This is a genomic window from Streptomyces sp. NPDC001868 (assembly GCF_040297125.1).
Classification (GTDB): domain Bacteria; phylum Actinomycetota; class Actinomycetes; order Streptomycetales; family Streptomycetaceae; genus Streptomyces.
Map to the genome: position 1 here is coordinate 132,300 of NZ_JBEOYO010000004.1, position 25,824 is coordinate 158,123.

The 25,824-nt window shown below is 71.4% G+C and carries 26 protein-coding genes; 12 read left to right on the top strand and 14 right to left on the bottom strand.

The window, feature by feature from the left end:
- Positions 1 to 61 precede the first annotated feature (61 nt).
- The 3 genes from ABT147_RS07065 to ABT147_RS07075 form a co-directional block, all read right to left on the bottom strand.
- Complete coding sequence (locus tag ABT147_RS07065) at positions 62 to 1,066, bottom strand: N-acetylglucosamine kinase (RefSeq protein ID WP_351403159.1); 1,005 nt, start codon at positions 1,064 to 1,066, stop codon at positions 62 to 64.
- Positions 1,063 to 1,740 carry a uracil-DNA glycosylase gene (locus ABT147_RS07070; RefSeq protein ID WP_351403160.1) on the bottom strand — a complete coding sequence of 226 codons (678 nt, stop codon included), beginning with the start codon at positions 1,738 to 1,740 and terminating at the stop codon, positions 1,063 to 1,065. The genes ABT147_RS07065 and ABT147_RS07070 overlap by 4 nt, the downstream gene beginning before the upstream one ends.
- Positions 1,741 to 1,887: 147 nt before the next feature.
- Positions 1,888 to 2,973, bottom strand: coding sequence for a WD40/YVTN/BNR-like repeat-containing protein (locus ABT147_RS07075; protein WP_351403161.1), 1,086 nt, complete (start codon positions 2,971 to 2,973; stop codon positions 1,888 to 1,890).
- 236 nt (positions 2,974 to 3,209) lie between these two features.
- Between ABT147_RS07075 and ABT147_RS07080 the strand changes: the two genes are divergently transcribed.
- On the top strand, positions 3,210 to 3,791 hold the full coding sequence (locus tag ABT147_RS07080) for an Rv1733c family protein (protein ID WP_351403162.1): 582 nt from the start codon (positions 3,210 to 3,212) through the stop codon (positions 3,789 to 3,791).
- 159 nt (positions 3,792 to 3,950) lie between these two features.
- Here the strand turns inward: ABT147_RS07080 and ABT147_RS07085 are convergent, their stop codons facing one another.
- A complete protein-coding gene (locus ABT147_RS07085; protein ID WP_351403163.1) occupies positions 3,951 to 4,733 on the bottom strand; it encodes a pectate lyase in 783 nt (260 codons plus the stop codon).
- Positions 4,734 to 4,771: 38 nt separating this feature from the next.
- Positions 4,772 to 5,749 (bottom strand): pectate lyase family protein, encoded by a 978-nt coding sequence (locus ABT147_RS07090; RefSeq protein ID WP_351403164.1) that lies wholly within the window; start codon positions 5,747 to 5,749, stop codon positions 4,772 to 4,774.
- 441 nt (positions 5,750 to 6,190) lie between these two features.
- Here ABT147_RS07090 and ABT147_RS07095 point away from each other — a divergent pair, with 441 nt between their 5' ends.
- Both ABT147_RS07095 and ABT147_RS07100 read left to right on the top strand, forming a co-directional pair.
- Positions 6,191 to 7,516 carry an extracellular catalytic domain type 1 short-chain-length polyhydroxyalkanoate depolymerase gene (locus tag ABT147_RS07095; protein ID WP_351403329.1) on the top strand — a complete coding sequence of 442 codons (1,326 nt, stop codon included), beginning with the start codon at positions 6,191 to 6,193 and terminating at the stop codon, positions 7,514 to 7,516.
- 265 nt (positions 7,517 to 7,781) lie between these two features.
- Entirely contained in the window at positions 7,782 to 9,089 is a 1,308-nt protein-coding gene (locus tag ABT147_RS07100) for an SGNH/GDSL hydrolase family protein (RefSeq protein ID WP_351403165.1), read from the top strand.
- On the opposite strand, the gene ABT147_RS07105 is transcribed toward ABT147_RS07100, so the two are convergent.
- Both ABT147_RS07105 and ABT147_RS07110 read right to left on the bottom strand, forming a co-directional pair.
- Complete coding sequence (locus ABT147_RS07105) at positions 9,025 to 10,428, bottom strand: nucleobase:cation symporter-2 family protein (protein ID WP_351403166.1); 1,404 nt, start codon at positions 10,426 to 10,428, stop codon at positions 9,025 to 9,027. The genes ABT147_RS07100 and ABT147_RS07105 overlap by 65 nt on opposite strands.
- A 37-nt stretch (positions 10,429 to 10,465) precedes the next feature.
- Positions 10,466 to 11,881 carry an FAD-dependent oxidoreductase gene (locus ABT147_RS07110; protein WP_351403167.1) on the bottom strand — a complete coding sequence of 472 codons (1,416 nt, stop codon included), beginning with the start codon at positions 11,879 to 11,881 and terminating at the stop codon, positions 10,466 to 10,468.
- Positions 11,882 to 12,106: 225 nt separating this feature from the next.
- Here ABT147_RS07110 and ABT147_RS07115 point away from each other — a divergent pair, with 225 nt between their 5' ends.
- Positions 12,107 to 12,583, top strand: coding sequence for a DUF6214 family protein (locus ABT147_RS07115; protein ID WP_351403168.1), 477 nt, complete (start codon positions 12,107 to 12,109; stop codon positions 12,581 to 12,583).
- 18 nt (positions 12,584 to 12,601) lie between these two features.
- Here the strand turns inward: ABT147_RS07115 and ABT147_RS07120 are convergent, their stop codons facing one another.
- Positions 12,602 to 13,267: a DUF305 domain-containing protein gene (locus tag ABT147_RS07120; protein ID WP_351403169.1), complete on the bottom strand. Its 666-nt coding sequence runs from the start codon at positions 13,265 to 13,267 to the stop codon at positions 12,602 to 12,604.
- 194 nt (positions 13,268 to 13,461) lie between these two features.
- Here ABT147_RS07120 and ABT147_RS07125 point away from each other — a divergent pair, with 194 nt between their 5' ends.
- Positions 13,462 to 14,967, top strand: coding sequence for an LVIVD repeat-containing protein (locus tag ABT147_RS07125; protein ID WP_351403170.1), 1,506 nt, complete (start codon positions 13,462 to 13,464; stop codon positions 14,965 to 14,967).
- A 334-nt stretch (positions 14,968 to 15,301) separates the two neighbouring features.
- Here ABT147_RS07125 and ABT147_RS07130 read toward each other — a convergent pair whose 3' ends face one another.
- The 4 genes from ABT147_RS07130 to ABT147_RS07145 form a co-directional block, all read right to left on the bottom strand.
- Positions 15,302 to 16,000: an HAD family hydrolase gene (locus ABT147_RS07130; protein ID WP_351403171.1), complete on the bottom strand. Its 699-nt coding sequence runs from the start codon at positions 15,998 to 16,000 to the stop codon at positions 15,302 to 15,304.
- A gap of 95 nt (positions 16,001 to 16,095) precedes the next feature.
- On the bottom strand, positions 16,096 to 16,800 hold the full coding sequence (locus ABT147_RS07135; RefSeq protein ID WP_351403172.1) for a phosphatase PAP2 family protein: 705 nt from the start codon (positions 16,798 to 16,800) through the stop codon (positions 16,096 to 16,098).
- A gap of 134 nt (positions 16,801 to 16,934) precedes the next feature.
- Complete coding sequence (locus tag ABT147_RS07140) at positions 16,935 to 17,876, bottom strand: M56 family metallopeptidase (protein ID WP_351403173.1); 942 nt, start codon at positions 17,874 to 17,876, stop codon at positions 16,935 to 16,937.
- Positions 17,877 to 18,145: 269 nt separating this feature from the next.
- The gene (locus ABT147_RS07145) at positions 18,146 to 18,700 is read right to left on the bottom strand and encodes a DUF5134 domain-containing protein (protein WP_351403174.1); all 555 of its coding nucleotides are present in this window, start codon (positions 18,698 to 18,700) and stop codon (positions 18,146 to 18,148) included.
- Between the two features lie 65 nt (positions 18,701 to 18,765).
- Here ABT147_RS07145 and ABT147_RS07150 point away from each other — a divergent pair, with 65 nt between their 5' ends.
- Positions 18,766 to 18,975 carry a hypothetical protein gene (locus ABT147_RS07150; RefSeq protein ID WP_351403342.1) on the top strand — a complete coding sequence of 70 codons (210 nt, stop codon included), beginning with the start codon at positions 18,766 to 18,768 and terminating at the stop codon, positions 18,973 to 18,975.
- Complete coding sequence (locus tag ABT147_RS07155; protein ID WP_351403175.1) at positions 18,972 to 19,517, top strand: MarR family winged helix-turn-helix transcriptional regulator; 546 nt, start codon at positions 18,972 to 18,974, stop codon at positions 19,515 to 19,517. The genes ABT147_RS07150 and ABT147_RS07155 overlap by 4 nt, the downstream gene beginning before the upstream one ends.
- A 103-nt stretch (positions 19,518 to 19,620) precedes the next feature.
- On the opposite strand, the gene ABT147_RS07160 is transcribed toward ABT147_RS07155, so the two are convergent.
- Positions 19,621 to 20,013 (bottom strand): VOC family protein, encoded by a 393-nt coding sequence (locus tag ABT147_RS07160; RefSeq protein ID WP_351403177.1) that lies wholly within the window; start codon positions 20,011 to 20,013, stop codon positions 19,621 to 19,623.
- 143 nt (positions 20,014 to 20,156) lie between these two features.
- On the opposite strand from ABT147_RS07160, the gene ABT147_RS07165 reads away from it, so the two are divergent.
- A complete protein-coding gene (locus ABT147_RS07165; protein ID WP_351403178.1) occupies positions 20,157 to 20,693 on the top strand; it encodes a GNAT family N-acetyltransferase in 537 nt (178 codons plus the stop codon).
- A 3-nt stretch (positions 20,694 to 20,696) separates the two neighbouring features.
- Here ABT147_RS07165 and ABT147_RS07170 read toward each other — a convergent pair whose 3' ends face one another.
- Entirely contained in the window at positions 20,697 to 21,380 is a 684-nt protein-coding gene (locus ABT147_RS07170) for a glycerophosphodiester phosphodiesterase (protein ID WP_351403179.1), read from the bottom strand.
- A gap of 424 nt (positions 21,381 to 21,804) precedes the next feature.
- Here ABT147_RS07170 and ABT147_RS07175 point away from each other — a divergent pair, with 424 nt between their 5' ends.
- From ABT147_RS07175 to ABT147_RS07190, 4 genes are all read left to right on the top strand, one after another.
- The gene (locus tag ABT147_RS07175; protein ID WP_351403180.1) at positions 21,805 to 23,202 is read left to right on the top strand and encodes a DUF6421 family protein; all 1,398 of its coding nucleotides are present in this window, start codon (positions 21,805 to 21,807) and stop codon (positions 23,200 to 23,202) included.
- 47 nt (positions 23,203 to 23,249) lie between these two features.
- Positions 23,250 to 24,002: an SDR family NAD(P)-dependent oxidoreductase gene (locus ABT147_RS07180; RefSeq protein WP_351403181.1), complete on the top strand. Its 753-nt coding sequence runs from the start codon at positions 23,250 to 23,252 to the stop codon at positions 24,000 to 24,002.
- On the top strand, positions 23,999 to 25,069 hold the full coding sequence (locus ABT147_RS07185) for a threonine aldolase family protein (RefSeq protein WP_351403182.1): 1,071 nt from the start codon (positions 23,999 to 24,001) through the stop codon (positions 25,067 to 25,069). Before ABT147_RS07180 ends, ABT147_RS07185 begins: the two co-directional genes overlap by 4 nt.
- An 84-nt stretch (positions 25,070 to 25,153) precedes the next feature.
- Positions 25,154 to 25,747, top strand: coding sequence for a transglutaminase-like domain-containing protein (locus ABT147_RS07190; RefSeq protein ID WP_351403183.1), 594 nt, complete (start codon positions 25,154 to 25,156; stop codon positions 25,745 to 25,747).
- The last annotated feature ends 77 nt before the right edge of the window (positions 25,748 to 25,824 follow it).

The following is a 25,824-nucleotide window of genomic DNA, read 5'->3' on the forward strand; positions in this document are numbered from 1 at the left end:
TGTTCTTGGGTGCCCACGGTGATGCTTGTCCGACAGGCTGGATTGATCCCTGTTTCAGGTACTATTTTTCGGCCACCACGTACAACATCCGCTCGTCGTACGGCAACCCGAGCCCGCCACCCGCCAGCGCGGCCGCGATACGCACCGCGCCGACCAGCGGATCCCCTTCCGCCGGCACCCGTCGCGCGTGCGGCAACCGGTGCGCCAACTCGGCCTCCAGGGGGACGAGCAGCGGATCGCCGAGCTTGAACAGACCGCCGGTCAGGGCCACTCGGGGCTCGCCCGAGGCCGGGACCGGGTCGTCGGGGTGGGGGGCCGGACAGACGGCGGCAGCCGCGTCGGCCATGTGCCGGGCCGCCTCGCGCAGGACGTCCGCCGCCACCGGGTCGTCCCCGGCGCAGGCGGCGACCTCGGGCGCGAAGGAGGCGAGGACCGCCGGGCGGTCGGGTCTCGGGTAGAGCAGGCCGGGCAGCCCGACCATCGGGCCGAACATCGTCTCGGCGCGGGCCAGCAGCCGGGCCGACCCGCCGGTCCGGCCGTCGTGGGCCCGCAACGCCGCCTCCAGCCCCGCCCGTCCGATCCACGCCCCGCCGCCGCAGTCCCCGAGCAGATGGCCCCAGCCGTCCGCCCGGCGCCAGCTCTCCAGGTCCGTGCCGATCGCGATCAGCCCCGTGCCCGCGGCGATCACGGCGCCCGGCCGTGTACCGAGGGCGCCGGTGTACGCGGTGACCGCGTCGGCCGCCAGCGCGATCCGCCGCACCCCCAGCTCCCGCGTCAGCGCCGACGGCAGCTCGTCGCGCAGCTGGTCGCCGAGTGTCGCGAACCCGGCGGCCCCGAGGGCCACCGCGACCGGACGGCCGCAGCCGGCGTCGTCGAGCAACCGCCGTGCCAGGGGCAGCAACCGCTCCAGCAGCTGCCCCGCGTCGATACCGCGCGCACCGGTCCGCACCGGCTCCCCGGACACGAGCGGCTCGCCGAGCACCTCGGTGCCCCGGGCCAGTACCGCCCGCAGTCCGGAGCCGCCGGAGTCCACGGCGAGCACGACCGGGGGCTCACCGCCGGTCATGGCAGACGCCAGTCCACGGGAGCGCCGCCCTGGCGGGCCAGCAGGTCGTTGGCGCGGCTGAAGGGGCGGGAGCCGAAGAAGCCCCGGTCGGCGGAGTAGGGGGAGGGGTGAGCGGACTCGATGGCCGGCAGGTCGCCGAGCAGCGGGCGCAGATTGCGGGCGTCCTTGCCCCACAGGATGGAGACCAGGGGGCGCCCGCGTGCGGCCAGCGCTCGTATCGCCTGCTCGGTGACCTCCTCCCAGCCCTTGCCTCGGTGCGCGGCCGGCTTGCGCGGGGCCGTGGTGAGCGCCCTGTTGAGCAGCAGCACGCCCTGCTGGGTCCAGGGCGTCAGGTCGCCGTTGGACGGCTGGGACAGCCCCAGGTCGGTGTTCAGCTCCCGGTAGATGTTGAGCAGGCTGCCCGGCAGCGGCCGTACCTCCGGCGCGACCGAGAAGGACAGCCCCACCGCGTGCCCCGGGGTCGGATAGGGGTCCTGCCCGACGATGAGGACGCGGACGTCGTCGAAGGGCTGCTGGAAGGCCCTCAGGACATTGGATCCGGCGGGGAGATAGGTGCGTCCCGCGGCGATCTCCGCGCGCAGGAAGTCGCCCATCTCGGCGATCCTCCCGGCCACGGGTTCGAGGGCCTTCGCCCAGCCGGGTTCGACGATTTCATGCAACGGTCGTGGTGCCACGGCGTCACCCTACTGCCGTAACGGCCATGACGATCAACCGGCGATCGGCGGGTGATCGATAGTGATCGCTTCGATGATGAACTCGACGGAATTCGGGCCGACTTGATGGACGGATTCCCTGCCCTCCCCTCGGCTCGCCCCGCTCACTCAGCCGACGACCGCCGCCCGCACACACAGCACGTCCGGCAGATGCGACGCCAACTGTCGCCAGCTGTCGCCGTCGTCCGCCGACGCGTACACCTCGCCGTTGCGGTTGCCGAAGTACACGCCCGCCGGGTCCGCGTCGTCCGCGCACATCGCGTCGCGCAGGACCGTGCCGTAGTGGTCCTCCGTCGGGAGTCCCGCCGACAGCGGCTCCCAGCTCCTGCCCGCGTCCGCCGTGCGGAAGACCCGGCAGCGGTGGTCGGCGGGGACGCGGTCCGCGTCGGCGTTGATCGGGAAGACATAGGCGGTGTCCCCGCGGTGCGGATGGGCGACCGCGGCGAAGCCGAAGGTGGAGGGCAGGCCCGCGCCGATGTCCTCCCAGTGCGCGCCCGCGTCGTCACTGCGGTACACACCCCAGTGGTTCTGCAGATACAGCCGGTCGGGGGTGGCCGCGTCCCGGGCCACCTTGTGCACGCACTGGCCGAACTCCGGGTTGGGGTCCGGCAGGAACACCGCGGAGACACCGGAGTTGGACGGCGACCAGCTCGAACCGCCGTCCGCGGTGCGGAACACCCCGGCGGTGGAGACGGCCACCGTCACCGCGCGCGGGTCGCGCCGGTCGGTGAGGACCGTGTGCAGCCCCTCGCCGCCGCCACCCGGCACCCACTTGTCGCGCGTCGGGTGCTCCCACAGCGGCCGGACCAGCTCGAAGGACTCCCCCCGGTCCTCGGAGCGGTACAGCGCGGCCGGTTCCGTGCCCGCGAACACCACGTCCGGCTCGGCGGCCGACGGGTGCAGCTGCCACACGCGCTCCAGCGAGGCCCCGGTGTCCTTGGGGAACTTGACGGCCGGGCGGGCGGGCTCGGTCCAGGTGCGGCCGAGGTCGTCGGAGTGGAAGACGGACGGGCCCCAGTGGGCGCTGTCGCCGCCGACGAGCAGCCGGGGGGTGTCCGTACGGGTGTCGATCGCGATCGCGTAGACGGCCTGCGCGTTGAAGTACGGACTCTCGTCGAACTCCCAGACGCCCGCGCGTCGTCGCCCGATGAACAGTCCCTTGCGTGTGCCCACGGTGAGCAGTACGTCAGCCATCTCGGCCACCTCCCGGACATCGTCGTCCCAGTCACCGGCCAGTCTGCACCCCACCACTGACAGTCACCCCTCGGGACACCTCCGCCGCAGGTCAGCGGGCATGGCGGTGGGCCTGGCGCGGGCCGGGGCCCGTCCGGCCCCGGTGGGGTGACCCATGTCGCATGAGCAGCGGGCGGACCGCCGCCGTATGGGAGAGCGGTCCGGCAGTCCTGCGCGTGTGAGGGAGGGTGCCTCCGATGGTGGCATTCCGTGGTCCGAAGGTGTGGTTGTGGCGATGGCGGCGCAACCCGCTGAGAAGGCGCAGCGACCGGCTGGAGTCCTGGGTCGTGCTGATCGCCTGGGCGCTGACCCTGTTCGGCGGGGTGACGGCCGGGCTCCTGGCGGCCGAATCCGTCGAGTCGGGCCTCGCCCGGCAGCGCGCCGAGTGGCGTCCCGTCGGCGCGGTCCTCACCGAGGACGCGCCGGAGCCCTCCGCGGCGAGCGGCAGCGGCACGGACCAGGTGTGGGCGAAGGTCCGCTGGACGGCGCCGGACGGCTCCACGCGCCGGGGCCAGGCCCGGGTCGACCCCGCCAGTCTGATGGGCGCCCGGGTCACCGTCTGGACGGACGCCGAGGGCCTGCTGGTCACCAAGCCCGCCAGTGAGTCCCAGGCCCGGCTGCGCGCCACGCTCGTCGGTGGCCTCGCGGGCGTGTTCGTGGCCGCCGTGCCCTTCGTGGGCGGCCGGCTCGTACGCGGCCGTATGGAACGGCGGCGGATGGACCGGTGGGACGAGGAGTGGGCGCTGATCGGCCCGCTCTGGGCACGCAAGATCTGGTGAGTACGGGCGGGGCGTGAACGTGACGGCGATCGCCCCGCCCGCCCCGTTCCGCCCCAAGCCGCGCCGCCGCGCGCGTTCACGGCCGACGGCCGGACGAGGCCCGTGGGGGGAGGCTCCGTCCGGCCGTCGGGGGGACTCACCGGTGGGTGACGAGTGGTCTCACCTGTAGGTGATGTCCGAGGTGGAGTAGCGGCAGTTGGTGCTGTCGGGGCCCGTCCCGACGGCGGTGTTGTTGTTGTACTTCTGGCACGGGATGACCTTGCGACCGCTGTCGTTGAGGATCGTGATGCCCCGCAGGGTCGCCACGTCGCCGCGGTTGACGTTGATGCCGACGAGCCGCGTGGTCGAACCCGTCCCGGTCACCTCGATGTTGCTGAGGTTGACCTTGCGGGTGTACTGCGTGGAGCAGTCGCCGCACGAGCGGTACAGCGTCTTGAAGTCGCTGACCGCGAAGTTGGAGATGTTGAGCGTGCCGGGCCCGTTGTGCTGGAAGACCTTGTCGGCCGCCTTCTTCGCGCCGCCGCCGGTCACCGTGTAGGTGGATCCGCCGCGGAAGGTCGCCGCGTCCTCGCCGACGTCCTCCCACCACACGTTCTGCAGGGTGCAGTTGCCCTCGCAGTGGATGCCGTCGGCGCCGGGCGCGCCGATGATGACGTTCCTCAGCGTCGCGCCGGCCGCGAGCTTGAAGATCGGGTCCTGGCCCTCCTCCTGGCCGTCGCCGGCCAGGGCGCCGCTGCCGTAGTAGCGGACCATGCCGCCGTCCCTGGTGCCGGACACCGAGATGGTGGAGGACACCGGCTGGCTGCTGGTGGGCGTCGGCCAGGTGGCGGCGTTCGCCGGAGTGGCCCCGGTGGTCATGATCATGCCAAACGAGAGGCTGAACGCGGCGAACGTGCCGGTCAGCGCGCGCGTGCGGGCACGCGGACGTACCGCAGAAGTCATGTCCCGATTCCTTCTGTTGTCCCGGTGGATGGGGGGTGTCAGAGCTTTCCGGTGCCCGCGCCCGACGTCACCGAGGCGACGACGGAGGAGGCGGGCTCGGCGGTGTAGCCGTAGGGCGGGGCGGTGAAGCTCCCCACCCGGGAGATCTCGGTGGCGGCCCCACCGAGGTCGTTGCCGCGCAGGTTCGCGTAACCGTCCACGTCACTGCTGCGGTTCGTGGTGACCGCGACTCCCGTGTTGCGGAAGACGTTGTTCTCCACGAGCATCTGGGCGCCCATGCGCGAGTGGCAGGCGGTCTCCGCGCCGTCCACGTAGTTGTTGTAGAAGTGCCCGGTGCCGAAGCGCAGGCTGGGGACGCGCGAGTACACGTTGCCGAAGTGGTTGTGGTGGTACGTCACCCTCAGCCGGCCGGTGTCCTCGGAGGCGTTGTTGTCGCTGTGGCCGACGAGCGAGCCCTTGAAGTGCTCCCTGAAGGTGTTCCAGGACACCGTCACATGGTCCGAGCCGTGGTTGATGTCCAGCAGACCGTCGTAGTGGTCCTTGTCGTGGGTGCGGTCCGCCGAGAACGCGTTGTGGTCGATCCACACCTTCGTGGACTCCTGGACCGTGATCCCGTCGGCGGGCGCGACCGGCTTGCTGATGTTCAGATTGCGCACGACGACATTGGTCTCCTCCTTGATCCGCAGACCGCCGCCGGTGAACCCGGACGACGAACCCACGCCGAGGACCGTCGTGTGGGAGCCGATGTCCACCTGACCGCTCAGCGGGATCAGGCCGTTCACGCGGACCACCTTGGCCGCGTCGCCGGTGACGGCGCTCCGGAAGGCGGCGAGCGTCGAGACCGTCACCGGGGAGGCACCGCCGCCACCGGTGGTCCCGGCGCCGAAGCCGATCGGCGAGGTCTCCGCCGCTCCCGCCGAGTGCGGCAGGGCGAGCACGGCCGCTGTCGCCAGGGCGACCGAGGAGGCGACCAGGGCTGATCTTTGCGCCTGTGTACGTGGGGGGACGGTACGCATGCGGGTGCGTCCCTTCAGGGAGAGCTGACGGGCCATGTGTATGAACGATGTTCATATGTCTGATCGACGCGCGCGAGCGGAAGTACTGCCGCGTGGACCTCGATGGTGCAGGTGGAGCGGATTCCCGTGGGGGGTCGGGTTCCGGCGCGCGTGGCCCCTGGGGAGGGGTGCCCGTCGCCGGTTCACACTGCTGAACGGAACGTAGGGGGCAAGCGCTTTCTAGTCAACGCTTTGCGCAAAAGACATTGGGTCGGGCCTGGTGGGGGCGCTGGGCCGCGCTCGACGCGTGCGCCGACCGGTCGCGGCGGGCCGGCGGAAGCGAATTCTTTCGACGCGTGGGAGCGCTTCCATGGCCACCATGTCCATGTCACGATGCTCTTCCCGGTGACCGGAACCGACTTCTCTCCTTCCGCCGAACTCGTCACAGGAAGGCACAACGACGTGACCCTCACCCCCCACGACCGGGCGCGCGGACCACTGCGTCCGGTGCTCGTCGCGCTGCTGGGAGCGCTGGTGGCGTTGCTCGCGGCGACGCTCCTGACCGCGCCCGCGGCCGCCGCCGCGGACGCGAAGGCCGAGGCCGCTCCCCGGGCGGCCCTCACCGAGATCACCGGCTTCGGCACGAACCCCAGCAATCTGCAGATGTACCTGTACGTGCCGGACAACGTCACCGCCAGGCCGGCGATCGTGGTGGCCGTGCACTACTGCACCGGTTCGGGACCGGCGATGTACAACGGCACCGAGTACGCCCAACTCGCCGACCGGTACGGGTTCATCGTCGTGTACCCGTCCGTCACGCGCAGCAGCAAGTGCTTCGACGTCGCCTCCCCGCAGGCGCTGACCCGGGGCGGCGGCAGCGACCCCGTGGGCATCAAGTCCATGGTCGACTGGACCGTCCGCACCTACGGCGCCGACACCAGCCGTATCTTCGCCACCGGTATCTCCTCCGGCGCGATGATGACCAACGTCCTGCTCGGCGACTACCCGGACGTGTTCGCGGCCGGCGCCGCCTTCGCCGGGGTGCCCTTCGCCTGCTTCGCCACCACCAACGGCTCCGAGTGGAACAGCGACTGCGCCAATGGCACCATCAGCCGCACCCCGCAGGCCTGGGGCGACCTCGTCCGCGGTGCCTACCCCGGCTACACCGGAGCCCGGCCCCGCATGCAGCTGTGGCACGGCACCACCGACGACGTGCTGCGCTACCCCAACTTCGGCGAGGAGATCAAGCAGTGGACCAATGTGCACGGTGTCAGCCAGACACCGGCCGCCACCGACTCTCCCCAGTCCAACTGGACCCGCACCCGCTACGGCGGCACCGGTGACCGCGCCCCCGTCGAGGCCATCAGCCTCCAGGGCACCGGCCACAACCTCTACGCCTGGGGCATGGGCGAACGCGTCCTCACCTTCTTCGGCCTGAACAGCTCCGGCCCCGCGCCCCAGCCCCCGGCCGGCCCCTGCAAGGTGACCGTCACCACCAACGCCTGGAGCACCGGCCTGACCGCGTCCGTGACCATCACCAACACCGGTACGACGGCGGTCAACGGCTGGAAGCTGGGCTTCACCCTGCCCTCCGGACAGTCCGTCACCAACGGCTGGGGCGCCACGTACAGCCCGGCGAGCGGCGCCGTGACGGCGACCAACGTCTCGTACAACGCCGCGATCGCACCCGGCGCGAGCGTCAGCATCGGCTACCAGGCCAACCACTCCGGCAACAGCGGCGCACCCTCGGCGTACTCGCTCAACGGGACGGCGTGCACGACCGGTTGACATGCCGTACGGGCCGTCCGACCGGCCTTCGGCGCCGACGGTCCCCGGTCCCGGCCGACCTCCTGGCGTGCGCCGACGCGGCGCACGCCAGGACCTCGTTCGCCCCCGCTCCGACCTGCGACCCGAGATCTCCGAACTCCGACCTTCGACTTCTGACCTCGCCCTTCGACTTCCGACCTTCGATCTCCGGCGAAAGGCACCGCTCTTGCACCCGCTCAGCAGCCCACAGCCCGCCAGGCCGTCGAGCAGGACGCCGCTCGCGACCGTGATCGCCACCTGTGTCCTCGCCCTGGCCCTCGTCGTGGCGTCGTCCGCCGTGGCCGCCCTGGTCGGGAGTCCGCGGCGGACGGACGACGGGGCCGGCACCGGTGACACGGCGACGTCCGCCCGGCGCTGGGTGAACACCTGGTCCGCGATGCCGCAGCTCACCGAGCCGGGCAACATGCCCCCGGCGCCGTTCACCGGGGAGCGGGCCGTACTGGTCGACACGACCCTGCGGCAGACCGTGCGCGCCACCACCGGCGGCGACCGCGTCCGGGTGCGCTTCTCCAACGCCTTCGGCGGCGGCGCGCTGCCGCTGACCGCCGTGAGGGTGGCCCTTCCGCTGGGCGGACAGGCGGGGGTCGGCGCGATCGAACCCGGCACCTCGCGGACGGTGACCTTCAGCGGGAGGGAGTCCACGACCGTTCCGGTGGGCGCCCAAGTCGTGTCCGACCCACTGGACTTCACGCTGAGGCCGGGCGCCAACCTGACCGTGACGGCGTACCTGGCCGACGGGCAGGCGTCCCTCGCCCTCACCTCGCACCCCGGCTCCCGCACCACCTCGTACCTCCGGCACGGCGACCACACCGAGGACCCGGACCTCCCCGGCGCGACCCCGACCAACCACTGGTATCTGCTCAGCGATGTCGAGGTGCTGTCGCGGCCCGCCACGACCTCGGTCGCCGTCCTCGGCGACTCGCTCACCGACGGCCGGGGCTCCACCACCAACGGCAACAACCGCTGGCCCGACCAGCTCTTCGACCGCCTCCAGCGACAGCCCGGCACCCGGCACATCGCCGTCGTGAACCAGGCGGCCGGTGGCAACCGCGTCCTCAACGACGGCCTCGGCCCCAACGCCCTGGCCCGCCTGGACCGCGACATCCTGGCCCACAGCGGCGTCGAACAGTTGATCGTCTTCGAGGGCGTCAACGACCTCGGCACGGCCGAAGCCACCCCCACCGCCCAGCAGCGGGTCACCGCCGACCTCATCGCCGCCTACGAACAGATCGTCGTCCGCGCCCACGCCCAGGGCATCCGGGTGTACGGCGCGACCCTGCTGCCCTTCGGCGGCAACACCCCGTACGACGACACCGCCGGACACCGTGAGGCCGCACGGCAGGCCGTCAACACCTGGATCCGCACCAGCGGCCGTTTCGACGCGGTCCTCGACTTCGACCGCGCGGTCCGCGACCCGGGTGATCCGAGCCGGCTCCTGCCCGGCCTCCACGACGGCGACTGGCTCCACCTCAACCCGGAGGGCTACCGGATCCTGGCCGAAGCGGTCCCGGCCCGTCTGCTGCGGCGGAGCTGACCGGCGCGAGGTCCGGTTCGGCGCCGGCCGAACCGGACCTCGCCGGAAGGTGGTTGAAGAGCAGGTTCAGCACGATCGCCGTGAGGCAGCCCGCGCTGATGCCGCTGTTCATCACCGTCTGGAACCAGTCCGGGAACTTCGCGTAGACGGTCGGCACCCCGACCGGCAGCAGGCCCACGGCCACCGAGACGGCCACGACGGTCAGGTTGTCGTTGCCCTTGAACTCGACCCGGGCGAGGGTGCGCAGCCCACTGGCGGCGACCGTACCGAACATCACCAGGCCCGCCCCGCCGAGCACCGGCGCCGGAATCGCCGCGACCACGGCGCCGAGCTTGGGCAGCAGACCGAGCAGTACGAGGATCCCGCCCGCCGCCGCGACGACCCAGCGGCTGCGCACCCGGGTCATGCCGACCAGGCCGACGTTCTGCGCGTACGCCGTGTACGGGAAGGTGTTGAAGACACCGCCGAGGACCGTGGAGAACCCGTCGGCCCGCAGTCCGTCGGCGAGGGAACGGGGTTCCACCTCGCGACCGGTCAGCTCACCGACCGCGATCAGGTCGCCGGTGGTCTCGGTCATGGTCACCAGGGCCACCACCAGCATGGCCAGGATCGCGGAGACATGGAAGGTGGGCGCCCCGAAGTGGAACGGTGTGCTGATGCCCAGCCAGTCGGCGTCCCGCACCCCGCCGAAGTCCGTGAAACCGAGCGGCACCGCGACCGCGAGGCCCACGACGATGCCGATCAGTACGGCGATCCGGCTCAGGAACACCGGGGCGAACCGCTGCACACCCAGCACCACGAGCAGGACGAACACCGCGAGCGCCAGGTTCCTCGGCTCGCCGAAGTCCTTCGCGCCCACACCGCCGGCCGCCCAGTTGCCGGCCACGGGGAGGAGGGAGAGGCCGATGATCAGGATGACGGTGCCGGTGACGAGCGGCGGGAAGAAGCGGAGGAGCCTTCCGAACACCGGTGCCAGCAGCATGATCGCCAGGCCGGCCACTATCACCGAGCCGTAGATGGCGGGGAGTCCGCCGCCCTCCGTCCCGATCAGCACCATGGGGGAGACGGCCGCGAAGGTGCAGCCCTGCATGATCGGCAGCCGGACGCCGAAGCGCCATACGCCGACGCACTGGATGAGCGTCGCGATGCCGCACACGAGGAGGTCGGCGGTGATCAGATAGGCCAGGTCGGCGGGTGGCAGACGCAGGGCGCCGCCGACGATGAGGGGCACGGCCACCGCGCCCGCGTACATGGCGAGGACATGTTGGAGGCCGAAGGCGAGGAGGTGGCGGGTGGGGGGTACGTCGTCCACGGGGTGGGTCGGGGTGGTGGATGCCATGGGCGAGACCCTAGGGGACTTGAACAGTTTGTTGATTTCAGATGTGTTGCCTGTTCGCGTTCATGGCGCGGGTCGGTGGGGGTTGATCGCGCGGTTCCCCACGCCCCTGAAGGGGCGCGTCGCTCCGCGCGGCGGTCATGAGTGACTCCCAGTCGGGGAGTTTGACCACACCCCTGCCCAGTGCGGCCCCCAAGGTCGCCTCGGCCCTCTCGATGGCCTGCCAGCCCGACCAGTCGACCGGGTCGCAGCCCGCCGCTCGCAGTGCCGCCACCGGATCGTCCGGCACCTCCCTGCCCGCGAGCTCCGACGCGTCCTCCAGCAGGGACGTCGCCGTCTCCTTCGCGCAGGGGCGGTTGCTGCCGATCACTCCGGTCGGGCCGCGCTTGATCCAGCCGGCCACGTACTCGCCCGGGGAGGGGACGCCTTCGCGCAGGACGCGCCCGGCGGTGTGCGGGACCGTGCCGTGGGCCGGGTCGAAGGGGAGGCCGTCGAGGGGGACGCCCCGGTAGCCGACCGAGCGGAGGACCAGCTGGGCCTCGATCTCCTCGAAGCGACCGGTGCCCGTCAGACCGCCGTGGCCGTCGGGCTCCGTGCGCTCCAGGCGTACGCCGCAGACCCGGTCGCCGTCGGCGAGGAGTTCGACGGGGCGGAGGAAGAAGCGCAGCCGGATGCGGTGGCGGCCGGACGGGGCGGGCGCGGTGGCCCAGCCGCGCAGGACCTCCACGTTGCGGCGCTGCGCGGCTGGGAGGGACGACGGGTCGACATAGGCCGGGTCGAGTTCCAACTCGGCCGGATTCACGGTCACTCGTGTGTCCGGGAGGGTGCCCAGCTCGCGCAGCTCCTTGGTGGTGAAGCGGGCCTGGGAGGGGCCCCGGCGGCCCACCATGTGGACGCGGGTGACCTCGCTGGCGGCGAGGGAGGTGAGGGCGGCCTGCGGCATGTCGGTGGGGCTCAGCTCGGTCGCACCGCGCGCGAGCATCCGGGTGACGTCCACCGCGACGTTGCCGACACCGATGACCACGGCGGTCCGCGCCCCGAGGACGAAGCCGTCGGCGACCGCGTCCGGGTGCGCGCTGTACCAGGAGACGAACTCGGTCGCCGACCAGCTGCCGCGCAGTTCCTCGCCCGGGATTCCGAGCCGGCGGTCGGTGGCGGCGCCCACGCAGTACACGACCGCGTGGTACAGCTCCCGCAGCCGGGCGGCGGGCACCCCGTCGGGGCCCACCCGGACGCCGCCGAGGAACCGCACCCGCTCGTGCTCCAGCACGGCCCGCAGGGTGTTCTGCAGCGACTTGATCTTCTCGTGGTCCGGCGCCACCCCGTAGCGCACCAGCCCGTACGGGCACGGCAGCCGGTCCAGCACGTCGACGAGCACGTCCGGGTCCTGCTGGACGAGGCTCTGGGCGGTGTAGCACCCGCTCGGCCCCGAACCGACGACGGCGACACGCAGCACGGCGGACTCCTTACGCGAGGAGATCGCTGATGCCTCAAGGATCGCACCGCGGGGCCCGCCGGGGGAGGGGCGCGGAGGCGGGGGAGCGGCTGCTGCGCCGTCGGGGTGCCGTGCGCCCCCGGTATGCGTGGCTGTACGCAGTGAATGTGATCATGCGCTTACGTTGCGTATGTGCTGGAAGCATCCTTTCTTAATCTTTCTGATCGCCACTGGCAGGACGGCACGGTGACCGTGCGGCCCGCATGGGAGGTACAGGAGCACGACGGCGCCACGGCCTGGTTCAACGCGAAGCTGGCCTTCCCGGACGGCGCCGCGGTCGAGGTGCTCGCCGTGGTCTGCGAGGGCCGGCTGTCCCTGGAGGACGTCCGCGCCCAGCCGCCACTGTCCCTGGACGACCTGGCGGAGCTGGCCGACTGGATCGAGGGACCGCTGTTCGAGGCGTGCGGCACCCTCCCCGAGCACCTCGACGAGGAGCTGCCGGAGGCCCCGTACGGGCCCGGGCGCCGGGCCAGACCCGCCTGGCCGCGCGGGGTGGAGGGGCGGCGACTGGTGGCCGAGGAGTACCTCGCGGCGCAGCGGTCCGGCTACGACCCGGTCCTCGCCGTGATGTGCGCGACCGGGCACAGCCGCCGCAAGTCGCTCCGGCTGATCGCCGGGGCGCGCGACGAGGGCCTGCTCGGCCCCCGCCACGCCCGGCGCTGAGCCCGGGGGGCCGGCCGGCTACTTCGTCAGGTCGCGCATGCGGCTGATTTCCGTCGCCTGCTGGGCGATCACGTCGTCGGCCATCTCCTCGATCAGGATGTTGTTGCCCTGCGCCTTCACATCCGTGGCCATGGTGATCGCTCCCTCGTGATGGGTGATCATCAGCTTCAGGAAGAGCTGGTCGAACTTCTCCCCGTCGAGCGCGCCGAGTTCCTTCAGCTGGGCCTCGGTCGCCATGCCGGGCATCGACCCGTGGTCGTGCGAAGTCTCCCGCCCGTCACCGTCGTTGACCTTCAGCCAGCCCTCCATGGCCGCGATCTCGGGTTTCTGGGCGGCCGAGATGCGCTCGGCGATCCGCTTCAGCTGGGTGGACTTCGCCCGGTCGGGGGCGAGTTCGGTCATCTCCAGGGCCTGGGTGTGATGCTGGATCATCATGCGCGCGTAGTCGAAGTCCGCCGAATTCGGAGTGTCGTCCTCCGCCCGCTGTTTCGCGACTTCTTCCGGCGAGAGGGTTTGAGCCGCCTCACCGGGTTTTCCGGGGGCGATCACCGCGGGGCCGCTCGACTTGGCGGAGCCGCCGTCGGGGGCCGCCTCCGACCCCGAGTCGCAGCCCGCGAGTGCCAGCAGAACGGCCGTCAGCGAGGCCGTGACCAGCGGCGCGCGGGACATGCGGCGAACGAGCACAGTGACCTCCTGGGACACAGCAACGGGCGTACACCTCGTGAGTGTTGACGAACGTTCCTAACACGCTTTCACGAGCTGGTGATCAAATTTGTTCGTTACAAGTACATTGCCGTCTGTTGATCTGTGCATGATGAAGACGATACTTCGGAGGTGCACGAACCGTTCACCTGCGAACGGCCATACGGGAGGACACAGTGACCCTGTTGAACAACCTGAGGACGCGGCGCAGACGTCTGGGTGTCGCCGCGACCGCGGCCGGACTCCTGGCCGCACTGCTCACGGCCGGGCCGGCGGCCGCGATCCCCGACCCCGGGGACTCGCCCCCCACTCGGGAGAAGGTCTCCAAGAGCGACGCCGCCGAGGCGCGCGCGGCGATCGCCGCCGGCGAGATACCCGGCAAGGACGAGATCGTCCACTCCGACAACATCCAGCACGTGACCAACATCCCGAAGGACGCGCTGGCCGGCACCAACTCGGACCTCGCCTTCCAGGGCAAGTACGCCTACGCCGGCAACTACGACGGCTTCCGCGTCTTCGACATCAGCAACCCCAAGGCCCCCAAGACGGTCGCCCAGGTGCTCTGCCCGGGCTCGCAGAACGACATCTCCGTCTCCGGTGACCTGCTCTTCCTGTCCACGGACTCCTCGCGCAGCGACAACTCCTGCAACAGCACCACGCAGCCCGCGAGCGAGAAGTCGTCGTGGGAGGGTGTGAAGATCTTCGACATCAGCGACAAGGCGCACCCGAAGTACGTCGCCGCCGTCGAGACGGCCTGTGGCTCGCACACCCACACGCTGGTGCCCGAGCGCAGGAACATCTACGTCTACGTCTCCTCGTACTCGCCGAACGCCGCGTTCCCCGACTGCCAGCCTCCGCACGACGGCATCTCGATCATCAAGGTGCCGCGCAAGTCCCCGGAGAAGGCGGCCGTGGTGGGCTTCCCGGTGCTCTTCCCCGGTGAGGGCGCGGACGGTGGCGGCAACCCGGGTTCGCCCACGAACCCCGGTGTCTCCAAGACCACCGGCTGCCACGACATCACGGTGCTGCCGTCGAAGGACCTGGCCGCCGGCGCGTGCATGGGCGACGGCATCCTGTTCTCCATCAAGGACCCGGAGAACCCGAAGGTCATCGACCAGGTCCAGGACAACGTGAACTTCGCGTTCTGGCACTCGGCCACCTTCAACCAGAAGGCCAACAAGGTCGTCTTCACCGATGAGTTGGGCGGCGGCGGCGCGGCCACCTGCAACGAGGCGATCGGCCCGGACCGGGGTGCCGACGGCATCTACGACATCGTCGGCAAGGGCGACCAGCGCAAGCTCGTCTTCAAGAGCTACTACAAGATCCCCCGCCACCAGGCGGACACCGAGAACTGCGTCGCCCACAACGGCTCGCTGATCCCGGTCTGGGGCAAGGACATCATGGTCCAGGCCTGGTACCAGGGCGGCGTCTCCGTCTGGGACTTCACCAACTCCTCGAAGCCCAAGGAGATCGCCTACTTCGAGCGTGGTCCGATCTCCACCGACACCCTCGTCGGCGGCGGCACGTGGTCGGCGTACTACTACAACGGCTACATCTACTCGAACGACATGGTGAAGGGCTTCGACGTCCTGAAGATCAACGACCGTCGGACGGATCCGGCCAAGTGGATCCACCAGCGCGAGCTCAACGTGCAGACGCAGCCGGACTACTTCAGCTGGTAGCGGATCCCGCTGACCCCGCTGACGGAACAACCGCGACAGACCCCTGTCGCCCGTCCCGCCGGGCCCTTCGGGGACCGGCGGGACACCCGTCTCCGGCGCTCTTCATTGACCGAGGGGCCGCGCGAGGACATCCTGTAACTTCCGCGTCGACCGGCGGTCGGCCAACTATACTCAGCGCTTCCGGGCGGCGACCCTACGTGCTCCCGCCCGGCCGTTGTTCGTCCCGGGCCGCACGGGGGACGGTCCGGGACGGACGTCCAGCGGAGCCGAACAGCCGGTCGGCGAACGGCACTCGGGCACCGGCCCACCTCGGGACACCGGAGTCGACGGGACCTCAGCCCACCAGATTCAGCACGGGCCGCAGCCCCTCCGGCCGCGCGGCGGCGGGCAGAGGGTCGACGAAGTGCACCGCGCACCCCAGAGCCGCCGCACCGCCGTCGGCCCGCCGGTCGTCGCCGACCATCAGGACGTCCCGCGCGTCGACCCCGAGCGCCTCGCAGGCGAGGGCGAACAGACGCGGGTCAGGCTTCTGGACGCCGTGCTCGTACGACAGCGCATACGCGCCGACGTACGGGTCGAGGCCGTGGGCGCGGAACACCGGCCGTAGATCCCAGCCGATGTTGCTCACCACCCCGACGGCCACCCCGCGGTCGCGCAGCGCGGCGAGGACCTCCAGGGCGTCCGGGTAGGGGCTCCAGGCCGCCGGCGTCATATGGCGGTCGTACAGCGTGTCGTGGAGCGCGGGGTCGGGGAGTGCCACCCGGCGGGAGAGGCCCGTGAACGCGGCCCGGTGCTGCTCGGCGCTCCGGTCCCGCACCGCCCACAGTTCAGCCAGCCCACCCGTCGGCGGCTCCGCCGGGGGCGCCCCGCCCGGCAGGGCGCCCGCCCGCTCCAGGGCCTCGGCCGCGCGGAGCAACTCCGGCTCGGACAGGACGAGACCGGAGCCCGTCAGCGCCGCGCGGAGCCAGGACTCCGTGGACTCCGCCCGGAAGAGCGTGCCGGAGAAGTCGAACAGGACCCCTTTGATCGTCATGCCGACGATCCTTCGCGCCGGCCCGCGCCCGGTCAAGTACGCCTCGGGGCCGGTGAAGTACGCCTCAGGGCCGGTCAGGTAAGCCTCGGGACCGATCAAGTGCGAGTCGGGACCCGGTCGGTACGTGTCGGGGCATGCCACTTCTCGTACGTCAGCACCGCCAGCGCGATCGCCAGACCGCCCAGCAGCCAGCCGCCCAGCACGTCCGACGCCCAGTGCACGCCCAGCCAGATCCGGGTCACCCCGACACCCACGACGGAGACGACGGCCACCGCCAGTGCCGTCCGCACGACGACGCGGCCGGCGCCGTACCGGTGCAGGAGCCACACCAGCAGACCGAGGACGACCGTGGCCGTCATGGCATGACCCGAGGGGTACGCGGCGTAGTGGGCGGAGTCCACGGGGTCGGGCCACGCGGGCCGCTCCCGGCCGACGGCCGCCTTCAGGCCCTGCTGGACCGCCGTACCCACCGCGCAGGTGACCGCCATCCAGACGGCGAGCCACCATTCCCTGTGCCGCCACACCAGCCAGAAGGCGGCGGCCGCGGCCAGCAGACGCATCGTCACCGGGTCCCAGACCCAGTCCGTCAGCACGCGGAACGTGTGGGTGATGCCCGGTTCGTCGACGGCCCATCTGTGCGTGGTGTCCGCGATGCTCTCGTCCAGCGACAGAAGCGGCCCCCAGGAGAGCGCGACCAGGACGAGCAACAGGACGGAGGGCACCGCGAAGGCCGCGGCGACACGGTCGGTGCGGGTGGTCGGCGGCCGGTGGGGCGGCGCGTCGACGGTGGGGGTGTGCATACTGCGATCCTTGCCGACTCGCGGGGCATCAGGCCAACCCCGGGGCGTGAGATCACTGTCACGCGCCGCGACCGGAGCAAAGCCGCCGCGTCGCGCGTTGTTCTTGGGCTGCCCTTTATCCCCTCTTTGCCATGTCACGACCTGCCGAGTGCCCGCAAAGCGGGGACGAATGCCACCAGCACCGGCACGAACGGCACCAGGGCGGCGTACGCGGTCAGCCGCAGCCGCCGCGCCGGAGTGAGGCGTTCCGGGGGAGCCAGCAGCCGGTGGACCCGCTGCGGCACATGGTCCTGAGGGGCCGGACAGGGCCCGAACGCGCCCCGGTCCTCGTTGAGGCCGACGAGCGCGAGGGCGATGGTGAGGTGGCCGTGGCGGCGGGAGGCCATGTCGTCGGCGGCGAGTTCGACCAGCCGGTGCATCTCGTCGCGGAACGCCGCGAACACCGGCACCCGGGGAAACCCGCCCGCGAGCGCCGCCGCACAGTGCAGCAGCCAGTGGTGCCGCGCCCGTGCGTGCCCCTGCTCATGGGCCACCACCGCGTCCACCTCCCGGCTCTTCAGACGGCGCAACGCGGCCGTGGTGATGACCAGTCGGGGCACGGGACCGGGCAGCCACCAGGCGTCCGGCCGTTCGCCCTCCACCACCACCAGCCGGTCGCCGCCCGGTTCCTCGCCGGGCAACAGCGGTGCGCGCAGGAGGAGTTCGGCGTGGCGCCGATGGTGCTGGCGCCGGGCCCGGACGATCTCGCGGACCAGCATCGCCCCGGTCCACAGCCCGCCGCACGCGAGCGCCACGGCGGTGGCCACGGCCCAGGCGCCCCCGTCGCCCAGCGCGTACGCCTCCACGACCCCCTCCGGCGCGGGCGCGAACACCCGCCCGCGCACCGCCGTCCAGGCCGCCGCCGCGCTCAGCGCCATCGACAGCGCGCAGCACAGCAGTACGGCCGCCACCGCGCACTGCCACACCCACAGGGCGACCACCGGTTCACGGTCCGGCCAGTCGGCACGGGCCAGCAGTCGCGGGGCGACGACGGCGGTCAGGGCGCCGAGCAGCAACAACGCCGCGGGGACCATCATGACGCGCAGCCTATGAGCGGGCCGGTGCGCGGCGACACGGGCCGGACCGGCGAAGTGACACAGGCCACGGTCGGCTACGGCCCACGGCGGGACGAACCGCTTCCGCGCGGGTCGTGGCCGGGGCGCGGAGCCGTTCCGCACCGCCGGCCGCGCGGAGCCTTTCCCCACCCGCCGGCCGGGCGTGCGGCCGGCGGTGCCGCCGAGGCCTCAGCGGTACGGCTCAGGCGGCCAGGCATCAGCGGTACGGCTCAGGCGATCAGCGGCATGGCTCAGACGGTCAGCAGCATGGCGAACATCCCGATGCCCATGGACAGCCGGCAGGCCCGCGCCAGCTCCGGCCGGTCGCCCCAGCCCGTCGCCCCGGCGGCCGGGGCCCGCGCGCCCACCACGGCCGGTACGGGCATGAGCCGGACGCCCGCCCACAGCACATAGCCCGCGAAGTACACCAGCAGCACCCCGGTCACCGGCGGCAGGCCCGCACCGCCGTGGCCGGCGCCCGGCGAGGCGACCATCACCGCGGCCATGTAGACCATCGCCAGCGCACCCACCAGGTGATGCAGATGGTGCGGACTCGTACGGGCCGACCACAGCGCGCGCACCGCCGTCGCGCCGAACACCACCGCGTAGGCGAGCCAGGCCCAGCGCGGCGGCGCCACAGCGGCGGCGGGCACCGCCATCGCGGCCATGCCGAACCCCATCAGCGCCTCGCCGCCGGCGGCCAGGCGCTGTTCCTCGACGGCGCTGCGCATCCGGAGCAGGCAGTAGCCCCCGGTCACCGCGCACAGCGCGACCAGCAGCCAGCCGGCCGCGACCGGTCCGTGCACCGCGCACCTCCCCGTTCGACGACATCGGTCCGTGCTGAGCGTGAGGTCGGACAGTCGGTCAGGGCATGCCCGGGCCCGATGGCGCGCATACGAGCGCAAGGGTGTACGCGGGGGAGCGCGCGGTGGTGCTCGGCATGGTCGGCGCGAGCGGCGAATGGTGGCGACGCGCCTGGCCCTCGGAGTGGGCGACCCACGCCGAGCAGGCCGGACACCGTACGCTCGCGGCGACGGTACGACAGCACGGGTTCCAGGCATCGGAGGGCGCACGGGCATGACGGCAGGCAACGGGCGGGCAGCGGGGAGCGGCGCGGCGCTGGGGGACACGGTCTCCAAGGTGGTGCGCCAGTGGCAGACGGTGCACCCCGGTATCGACACGGCGCCGATGGAGATCATCGGCCGCGTCAACCGCTGCGCCGCCCTCCTCCAACAGGCCGAGGACGCGCCCCTGCGCCGCGCCGGCCTCACCCGCCCCGAGTTCGACGTCCTCGGCACCCTGCGCCGCACCGGTCATGAGCTGACCCCGAGCGAGATCGCCCGCGAGACCTTCGCCTCCGGCGCCGCCGTCACCAAACGCCTCAAGCTGCTCACCGAACGCGAGCTGGTCGAACGACGCGGCGACGACCGCGACCGCCGCGTCGCCCACGTCCGCCTCACCGACGCCGGCCGCGACCTCGTGGACAGCGTCATGCCGGAGCAACTCGCCTACGAGGAGGCCGTGCTCTCCGGCGTCGACACCGACGACCGCCGCGAACTCGCCGTCCTGCTGGGCGAGTTGCTGATCCAGCTGGAGGGCCGCCTGAATCTGCCGCGCGCCTAGGCCCACAGGACCTGGCGGGCCGTGCGGCGCGGATCGCGGATGCCGCCCGGCGAGGGCACGCACCTCACCGCACCTCACCTCTCCGGGCAGCCCCGCACGCGCGTCAGATCCCGGGCCGGTAGCGCAGTGGATGGTCCGCCGGGATCTCCACCAGCACGATCTCCGTGCCGTCCGGGTCGGCGATCCACATCTCGATCAGGCCCCACGGCTCCTTCACCGGCGGCCGCCGCACCTCCACCCCGGCGGCCAGCAGCTCCTCGTGCGCCGCCGTCACGTCCGCGACCTGCAGCCACAGCTTCAGCGCGGGCGACGGCGGGATCTCCGAGCGGCCCGCGACCTCCAGGAAACCGCCGCCGAGGAAGTACACGACGCCGCGGTGGTCCCCCGTACCGAACTCCCGGTGGACGGGAAGGCCGAGCTGCTCGCCGTAGAAGGCGCGGGAACGTTCGGGGTCGGTGGGGCGCAGGAGGGTGCGGCTGCTCAGTACGTGGATCATGTGTCGAGCGTAGGCGCTGGGGCCGTGCCTTCGGGGGCGGGCGGGTGGGGCTTCTCGCCCGGTTCCCCGCGCCCCTGTCGGGCCGCGGCTGCCGATACCCTCTTCCGTGTTCGAGCCCCGCAGACATCTGCCAGGAGCAGCCCATGGACACCGCCACCGGCCTGACCTTCCGTGATGCCACCGATGCCGACGTGGACGCCCTCGTCGCACTGATCGAGTCGGCGTATCGCGGGGACTCCAGCCGGGTCGGGTGGACCACGGAGGCGGACATCCTCGACGGTCAGCGGACCGACCCCGAGGGGGTCCTGGAGGTCATCAAGTCGCCCGACAGCCGGCTGCTCACCGTCGAGCGGGACGGCACCGTCGTCGCCTGCTGCCAGCTCGAACACCGTGGTGAGCACGCCTACTTCGGGATGTTCGCGGTGAGCCCGGCCCTCCAGGGCGGCGGCCTCGGCAAGGTGATCATCGCCGAGGCCGAGCGGATCGTGCGCGAGGCCTGGGGTGCCGAGGAGATGCACATGACCGTGATCTCCGTACGGGACGACCTGATCGCCTGGTACGAGCGGCGCGGCTACCGCCGTACGGGACGGACGACCCCGTTCCCGTACGGCGACGAGCGCTTCGGCATCCCGCTCCGTGACGACCTGCGGTTCGAGCTGCTGGTCAAGGAGCTTCGGTGAGCGTCAGGCCGTGAAGCGGCCCGTGCGTTTGATGTCCGGGTAGTCGGTCGTCGCGCCGTCCAGCTGGAGCGCGCGGACCAGGCGCAGATGGTCCTGGGTGTTGACCACCCAGCCGATGATCCGCAGGTTCGCCTTGCGGGCCTTCTCGACGACCTCCAGGGTCAGCCGCCGGATGTTCAGCACGAGGGTGGCGGCGCCCACCGCCACCGCCCGGTCCACGACGTCGGGGCCGTAGCGGCTGGCGACCAGCGCGGTGCGTACGCCGGGCACGAGCCGGGCGATCTCGGCGACCGCCTCGTCGTGGAAGGACAGCACCTCGACCCGGCCCACCAGGTCGCGCCGGTGCAGGACCTCGGCGAGGGCGCGGGCCGCCGCCGTGTCCTTGATCTCGGCCTGGAGCGGTGCCCGTACCGCGTCCAGGACCTCCTCGAAGGTGGGCACCCGCTCGCCGCGGCCCGCGTCCAGGGCGCGCAGTTCGGCGAGGGTCTTGTCGGCGATCGGGCCCGTGCCGTCCGTCGTCCGGTCCACGTCCGCGTCGTGCATGACGACGAGCGCGCCGTCCTTGCTCAGATGCAGATCGAGTTCGATGACGTCGAGGCCCGCGCGATCGGCGGCCACGAAGGAACGGAGGGTGTTCTCGGGTTCGACACCCATGACACCGCGGTGACCGATGGTGAGGAAGTTCAAGGTTGACTCGCTTCCGTCGACGGCGGCTCGGCCCGCGTGACCGGGGGAGGGGCGGCACGCGGCTGGGGCGCAGCGTAGTCCTCCCGCCGTGCGATGCATCCGTATGTGCACGGGCCCTTTCGGGTCGTGTCATGGCGTCCCACGCCGTGCCACGTCGCAGAACAGGACCGTTTCCGCACCTGCCCGGCGCCGATCGGGTCATCCCTGAGTGGGCGAGTCCGGCGCGCGTTGACCCCGGTGACCTCCGTGCGGGGAGCATGACGCACAAACTGTGATTCATGACGCGTGTGGCAGGAGATTCAGCGGTTAGGTAGGGAGGGTGGCGGGAAGATTTCCGGCTGGATCGCTCAAGATCGGTCTTGCGGTGGGGAAGCCTCGCTACGTACGGTGTCCTTACGAAAGTTTATCCCGTGGAGGATGGGTCATGACGGAAATTCTTGTGCGTATGGGTGTGGAGGGCGGCGTTCCTCCGGTCGATCGGGTGGTGGACCATCCGGCCTGGCCCGTACTCAAGGATGCCGTGGAGCGGATCCGGCCATGGCAGTCCAAGGACGGTTCGATCGACTTCGACGCCGAGCACACGCCCGATCCGGCGGACGCCGGGCTGGCCGTGCGGGACGTCATCGGTGCCGTCCGGGCGCTGTCGCCGCTGCTGCCGCACGACGCCGCCTACCACGAGGCGCTCGTCGAGGACCTGCGGCGCTGGGCCGACGACGGCTTCCAGGTGCCCGACTTCCTCGACTCGCTGCTGGCCTTCCAGCCCGCCGCGAGCCGCGCGGACGGTCTCCAGCACCTGGTCGTCTTCCCGATGTACACGCAGAACGGCAACCCCGACCGCAACCTCGAAGCGGTCGTGCTGCGCATGGTCTGGCCCGACTGGCTGGCCGAGCTGGAGCGCACCCGCTACGACAACCCGCTGTTCTGCGGCATCACCTTCGAGGACTTCACCGCCGGCTACGACACCAACTCGGCCGTCCTCTTCCCGGAGACCATCGCCGTGCGCGAGGCCCCGGCCCGCTTCTCCTGGGGCGGCATCTTCTGCGACCGCGAGGCCGCCCGCTTCCGCCGCGTCACCGACGCCGCCGTCGACATCCTCGGCCTCGAACTGCCCGAGGACGTCGCAGCGATGGTCCACGACCAGAAGCGCTGCGAGGAGGCCTTCGTCCTGTGGGACATGGTCCACGACCGCACCCACAGCCACGGCGACCTGCCCTTCGACCCCTTCATGATCAAGCAGCGTCAGCCGTTCTGGATGTACGGCCTCGAAGAGCTGCGCTGCGACCTCACCGCCTTCAAGGAGGCCGTGAAACTGGAGGCCGACGGCGTCCCGCAGGCCCGTGACGTGCAGTACGCCGTGCTCTTCGACCGCATGTTCCGCTTCCCGGTCACCGGCGAGCGCGTACGCAACTACGACGGCCTCGGCGGGCAGCTCCTCTTCGCCTACCTGCACAAGCACGACGTCGTCCGCTGGACCGACAACAAGCTGTACATCGACTGGCAGCGCGCCCCGCAGGTCACCAACCAGCTCTGCGCCGACATCGAGCAGCTCTACCGCGACGGCATCGACCGCCCCAAGCTCGTCCACTGGTTCGCCGGATACGAGCTGGTCGCGACCTATCTCGCCCCGCACCCCGGCTCCCGCTGGGCCAAGGGCCCGGACGCCCTGGATCTGACGCAGCCGCCGCGGAAACTCGTCGACGACGTGCTTCCGGACGAGTTTCCGCTCAGCATGTTCTATGAGGCGCTCGCCAAGAAGCTGAAGACCGTGATCGCCTCCACCAAGGGCATCACCGCGGCGGACGCCGAGCGGGCCGCCGCGTGAGCGCCCGGTTCGCGGACGTTCCAGTCGCTGCTCAGGAGGCGGAGACCATGCAGAACGGCAACGGTGCACTGAGTGGCGCGGTGATCGCGGTGGCCGGCGCGGGCGGACCCGCCGGCCGGGCGGCCCTGCTGCGGCTGGCCGACGCGGGAGCGATCGTCGTCGGCTCCGACAACGACCCCGAGCGGCTCTCCGAGGCCGTCGACGCGGCCCGGTACGCGCACGGCGGCGCGACCGTCGTCGGCGACACGGTCGATCTGCTGGACCTCCAGTCGACCCGGGACTGGGCCACCCGCATCGAGAAGGACTTCGGCCGGGTCGACGGCCTCGTCCACCTCGTCGGCGGCTGGCGCGGCAGCGAGACCTTCACCAGGACCAGCCTCGACGACTGGGACTTCCTGGAGATGCTGCTGATCCGCACCGTGCAGCACACGTCCCTCGCCTTCCACGAGGCCCTGCAGCGCAGCGAGCGCGGCCGGTACGTCCTGATCAGCGCGGCCGGCGCCAGCAAGCCCACCGCGGGCAACGCCGCGTACGCCGCCGCCAAGGCCGCCGCCGAGGCGTGGACGCTCGCCACCGCCGACTACTTCCGCAAGGCGGGCGGCCCGGACGGGCCGACCTCCGCGGCTGCCATCCTGGTGGTGAAGGCGTTGGTGCACGACGCGATGCGCGCCGACCGCCCCAACGCGAAGTTCGCGGGCTTCACCGACGTCAAGGATCTGGCCGAGGCCATCGCAGGAGTCTGGGAGAAGTCCGCCGCCGAAGTGAACGGAAACCGTCTGTGGCTGACCGACAAGCCGTGAACCCTCCGAAGACCGACGCCCGACGCCATCACGACCCGGAGATCCGCGGTTTCGCCAGCGACAACTACGCGGGGGTCCACCCCGAGGTGCTCGCCGCCCTGGCCCTGGCCAACGGCGGGCACCAGGTCGCGTACGGCGAGGACGAGTACACCGAGAACCTCCAGCGGATCGTCCGCAGCCACTTCGGCGCCACCGCAGAGGCGTTCCCGGTCTTCAACGGCACCGGCGCCAACGTCGTCGCGCTCCAGGCGGTCACCGACCGCTGGGGCGCGGTGATCTGCGCCGAGAGCGCGCACATCCACGTCGACGAGTGCGGGGCGCCCGAACGGATCGGCGGGCTGAAACTGCTCACCGTCCCCACACCCGACGGCAAGCTCACCCCCGAGCTGATCGACCGGCAGGCGTACGGCTGGGACGACGAGCACCGTGCCATGCCGCAGGTCGTCTCGATCACCCAGAGCACCGAACTCGGCACCCTCTACACGCCCGAGGAGATCCGCGCGATCTGCGAGCACGCCCACGCGCACGGGATGAAGGTGCACCTGGACGGCTCCCGGATAGCCAACGCCGCCGCCTCCCTGAACGTGCCGATGCGGACGTTCACCAACGCGGCCGGCGTCGACCTGCTCTCCCTGGGCGGCACCAAGAACGGCGCGATGTTCGGCGAGGCCGTCGTCGTCATCAACCAGGACGCCGTCCGCCACATGAAGCACCTGCGCAAGCTGTCCATGCAGCTCGCCTCCAAGATGCGCTTCGTGTCGGCGCAGTTGGAGGCCCTGCTGGCGAAGGACCTCTGGCTGCGCAACGCCCGGCACTCCAACGAGATGGCCCAGCGGCTCGCCGAGGGCGTCCGCGCCGTCCACGGGGTGGAGATCCTCCACCCGGTGCAGGCCAACGCCGTCTTCGCCCGCCTCCCGCACGACGTCAGCGAACGCCTCCAGAAGCGCTTCCGCTTCTACTTCTGGGACGAGGCCGCCGGTGACGTCCGCTGGATGTGCTCCTACGACACCACCGAGGAGGACGTGGACGGGTTCGTGGCGGCCCTCAAGGAGGAGATGGCGCGCTGACGGCCCACACGGAGACTGCATAGGTATACGGTCACCCGAAAAGTCATTGACGCTCGGGTGATCGTTTTCCTATGCTCTGCGGGCATGGAGCTGATCCAGCAGAACCCCGACCTGTCCGCCTATTTGATCGCCGACGAGGCCATAGACCATCACCATCCACGCGTGCGGCAGACGGCCGCGCGACTGGCCAAGGAAGCGGTGGACTCGTATGACTATGCGCGCGTCGCGTTCGAGTACATCCGGGACGCCGTCACGCACTCCCAGGACGCGGGTGATCCGCGCGTGACCTGGCGCGCGTCCGACGTCCTCGAACAAGGCACCGGTGTCTGCTACGCCAAGGCCCATGCGCTGACCGCTCTGCTGCGTGCCGAGGACATCCCCACCGCGCTCTGCTACCAACGGCTCGCGCACGACGACGGTGACGGCCACGTCGTCCACGGCCTGGTCGCCGTCCGCTTCAACGGCGCCTGGCACCGCCAGGATCCGCGCGGCGACAAGCCGGGTGTGAACGCCCGGTTCTCGCTGGAGGGGGAGGAGTTGGCGTGGGTGCCCGATCCCGACGCCGGCGAGCGGGACTACCCGGTCCTGTACGCCGCACCGCATCCGGCGGTGCTTGACGCCCTCAAGGCCGCCCCCGACCGGCCGCACCTCTGGCGAACGCTCCCCGCGGAACTCTGAGGTCCGTGTGGGTGCCGGGCTCCGTGACACTCCTGTGCCCGGAGGTGTGGCCTCCGCCATAGGCCGCCGCCGAGCCG

Coding starts and splice junctions, on each gene's coding strand:
- ABT147_RS07090 (WP_351403164.1), bottom strand. CDS start 5,749: ATGCGTACCGTCCCCCCACGTACACAGGCGCAAAGATCAGCCCTGGTC.
- ABT147_RS07065 (WP_351403159.1), bottom strand. CDS start 1,066: ATGACCGGCGGTGAGCCCCCGGTCGTGCTCGCCGTGGACTCCGGCGGC.
- ABT147_RS07190 (WP_351403183.1), top strand. CDS start 25,154: ATGGAGCTGATCCAGCAGAACCCCGACCTGTCCGCCTATTTGATCGCC.
- ABT147_RS07075 (WP_351403161.1), bottom strand. CDS start 2,973: ATGGCTGACGTACTGCTCACCGTGGGCACACGCAAGGGACTGTTCATC.
- ABT147_RS07135 (WP_351403172.1), bottom strand. CDS start 16,800: ATGCACACCCCCACCGTCGACGCGCCGCCCCACCGGCCGCCGACCACC.
- ABT147_RS07130 (WP_351403171.1), bottom strand. CDS start 16,000: ATGACGATCAAAGGGGTCCTGTTCGACTTCTCCGGCACGCTCTTCCGG.
- ABT147_RS07080 (WP_351403162.1), top strand. CDS start 3,210: ATGGTGGCATTCCGTGGTCCGAAGGTGTGGTTGTGGCGATGGCGGCGC.
- ABT147_RS07105 (WP_351403166.1), bottom strand. CDS start 10,428: ATGGCATCCACCACCCCGACCCACCCCGTGGACGACGTACCCCCCACC.
- ABT147_RS07165 (WP_351403178.1), top strand. CDS start 20,157: ATGGACACCGCCACCGGCCTGACCTTCCGTGATGCCACCGATGCCGAC.
- ABT147_RS07150 (WP_351403342.1), top strand. CDS start 18,766: ATGCCCGGGCCCGATGGCGCGCATACGAGCGCAAGGGTGTACGCGGGG.
- ABT147_RS07180 (WP_351403181.1), top strand. CDS start 23,250: ATGCAGAACGGCAACGGTGCACTGAGTGGCGCGGTGATCGCGGTGGCC.
- ABT147_RS07155 (WP_351403175.1), top strand. CDS start 18,972: ATGACGGCAGGCAACGGGCGGGCAGCGGGGAGCGGCGCGGCGCTGGGG.
- ABT147_RS07175 (WP_351403180.1), top strand. CDS start 21,805: ATGACGGAAATTCTTGTGCGTATGGGTGTGGAGGGCGGCGTTCCTCCG.
- ABT147_RS07160 (WP_351403177.1), bottom strand. CDS start 20,013: ATGATCCACGTACTGAGCAGCCGCACCCTCCTGCGCCCCACCGACCCC.
- ABT147_RS07140 (WP_351403173.1), bottom strand. CDS start 17,876: ATGATGGTCCCCGCGGCGTTGTTGCTGCTCGGCGCCCTGACCGCCGTC.
- ABT147_RS07085 (WP_351403163.1), bottom strand. CDS start 4,733: ATGACTTCTGCGGTACGTCCGCGTGCCCGCACGCGCGCGCTGACCGGC.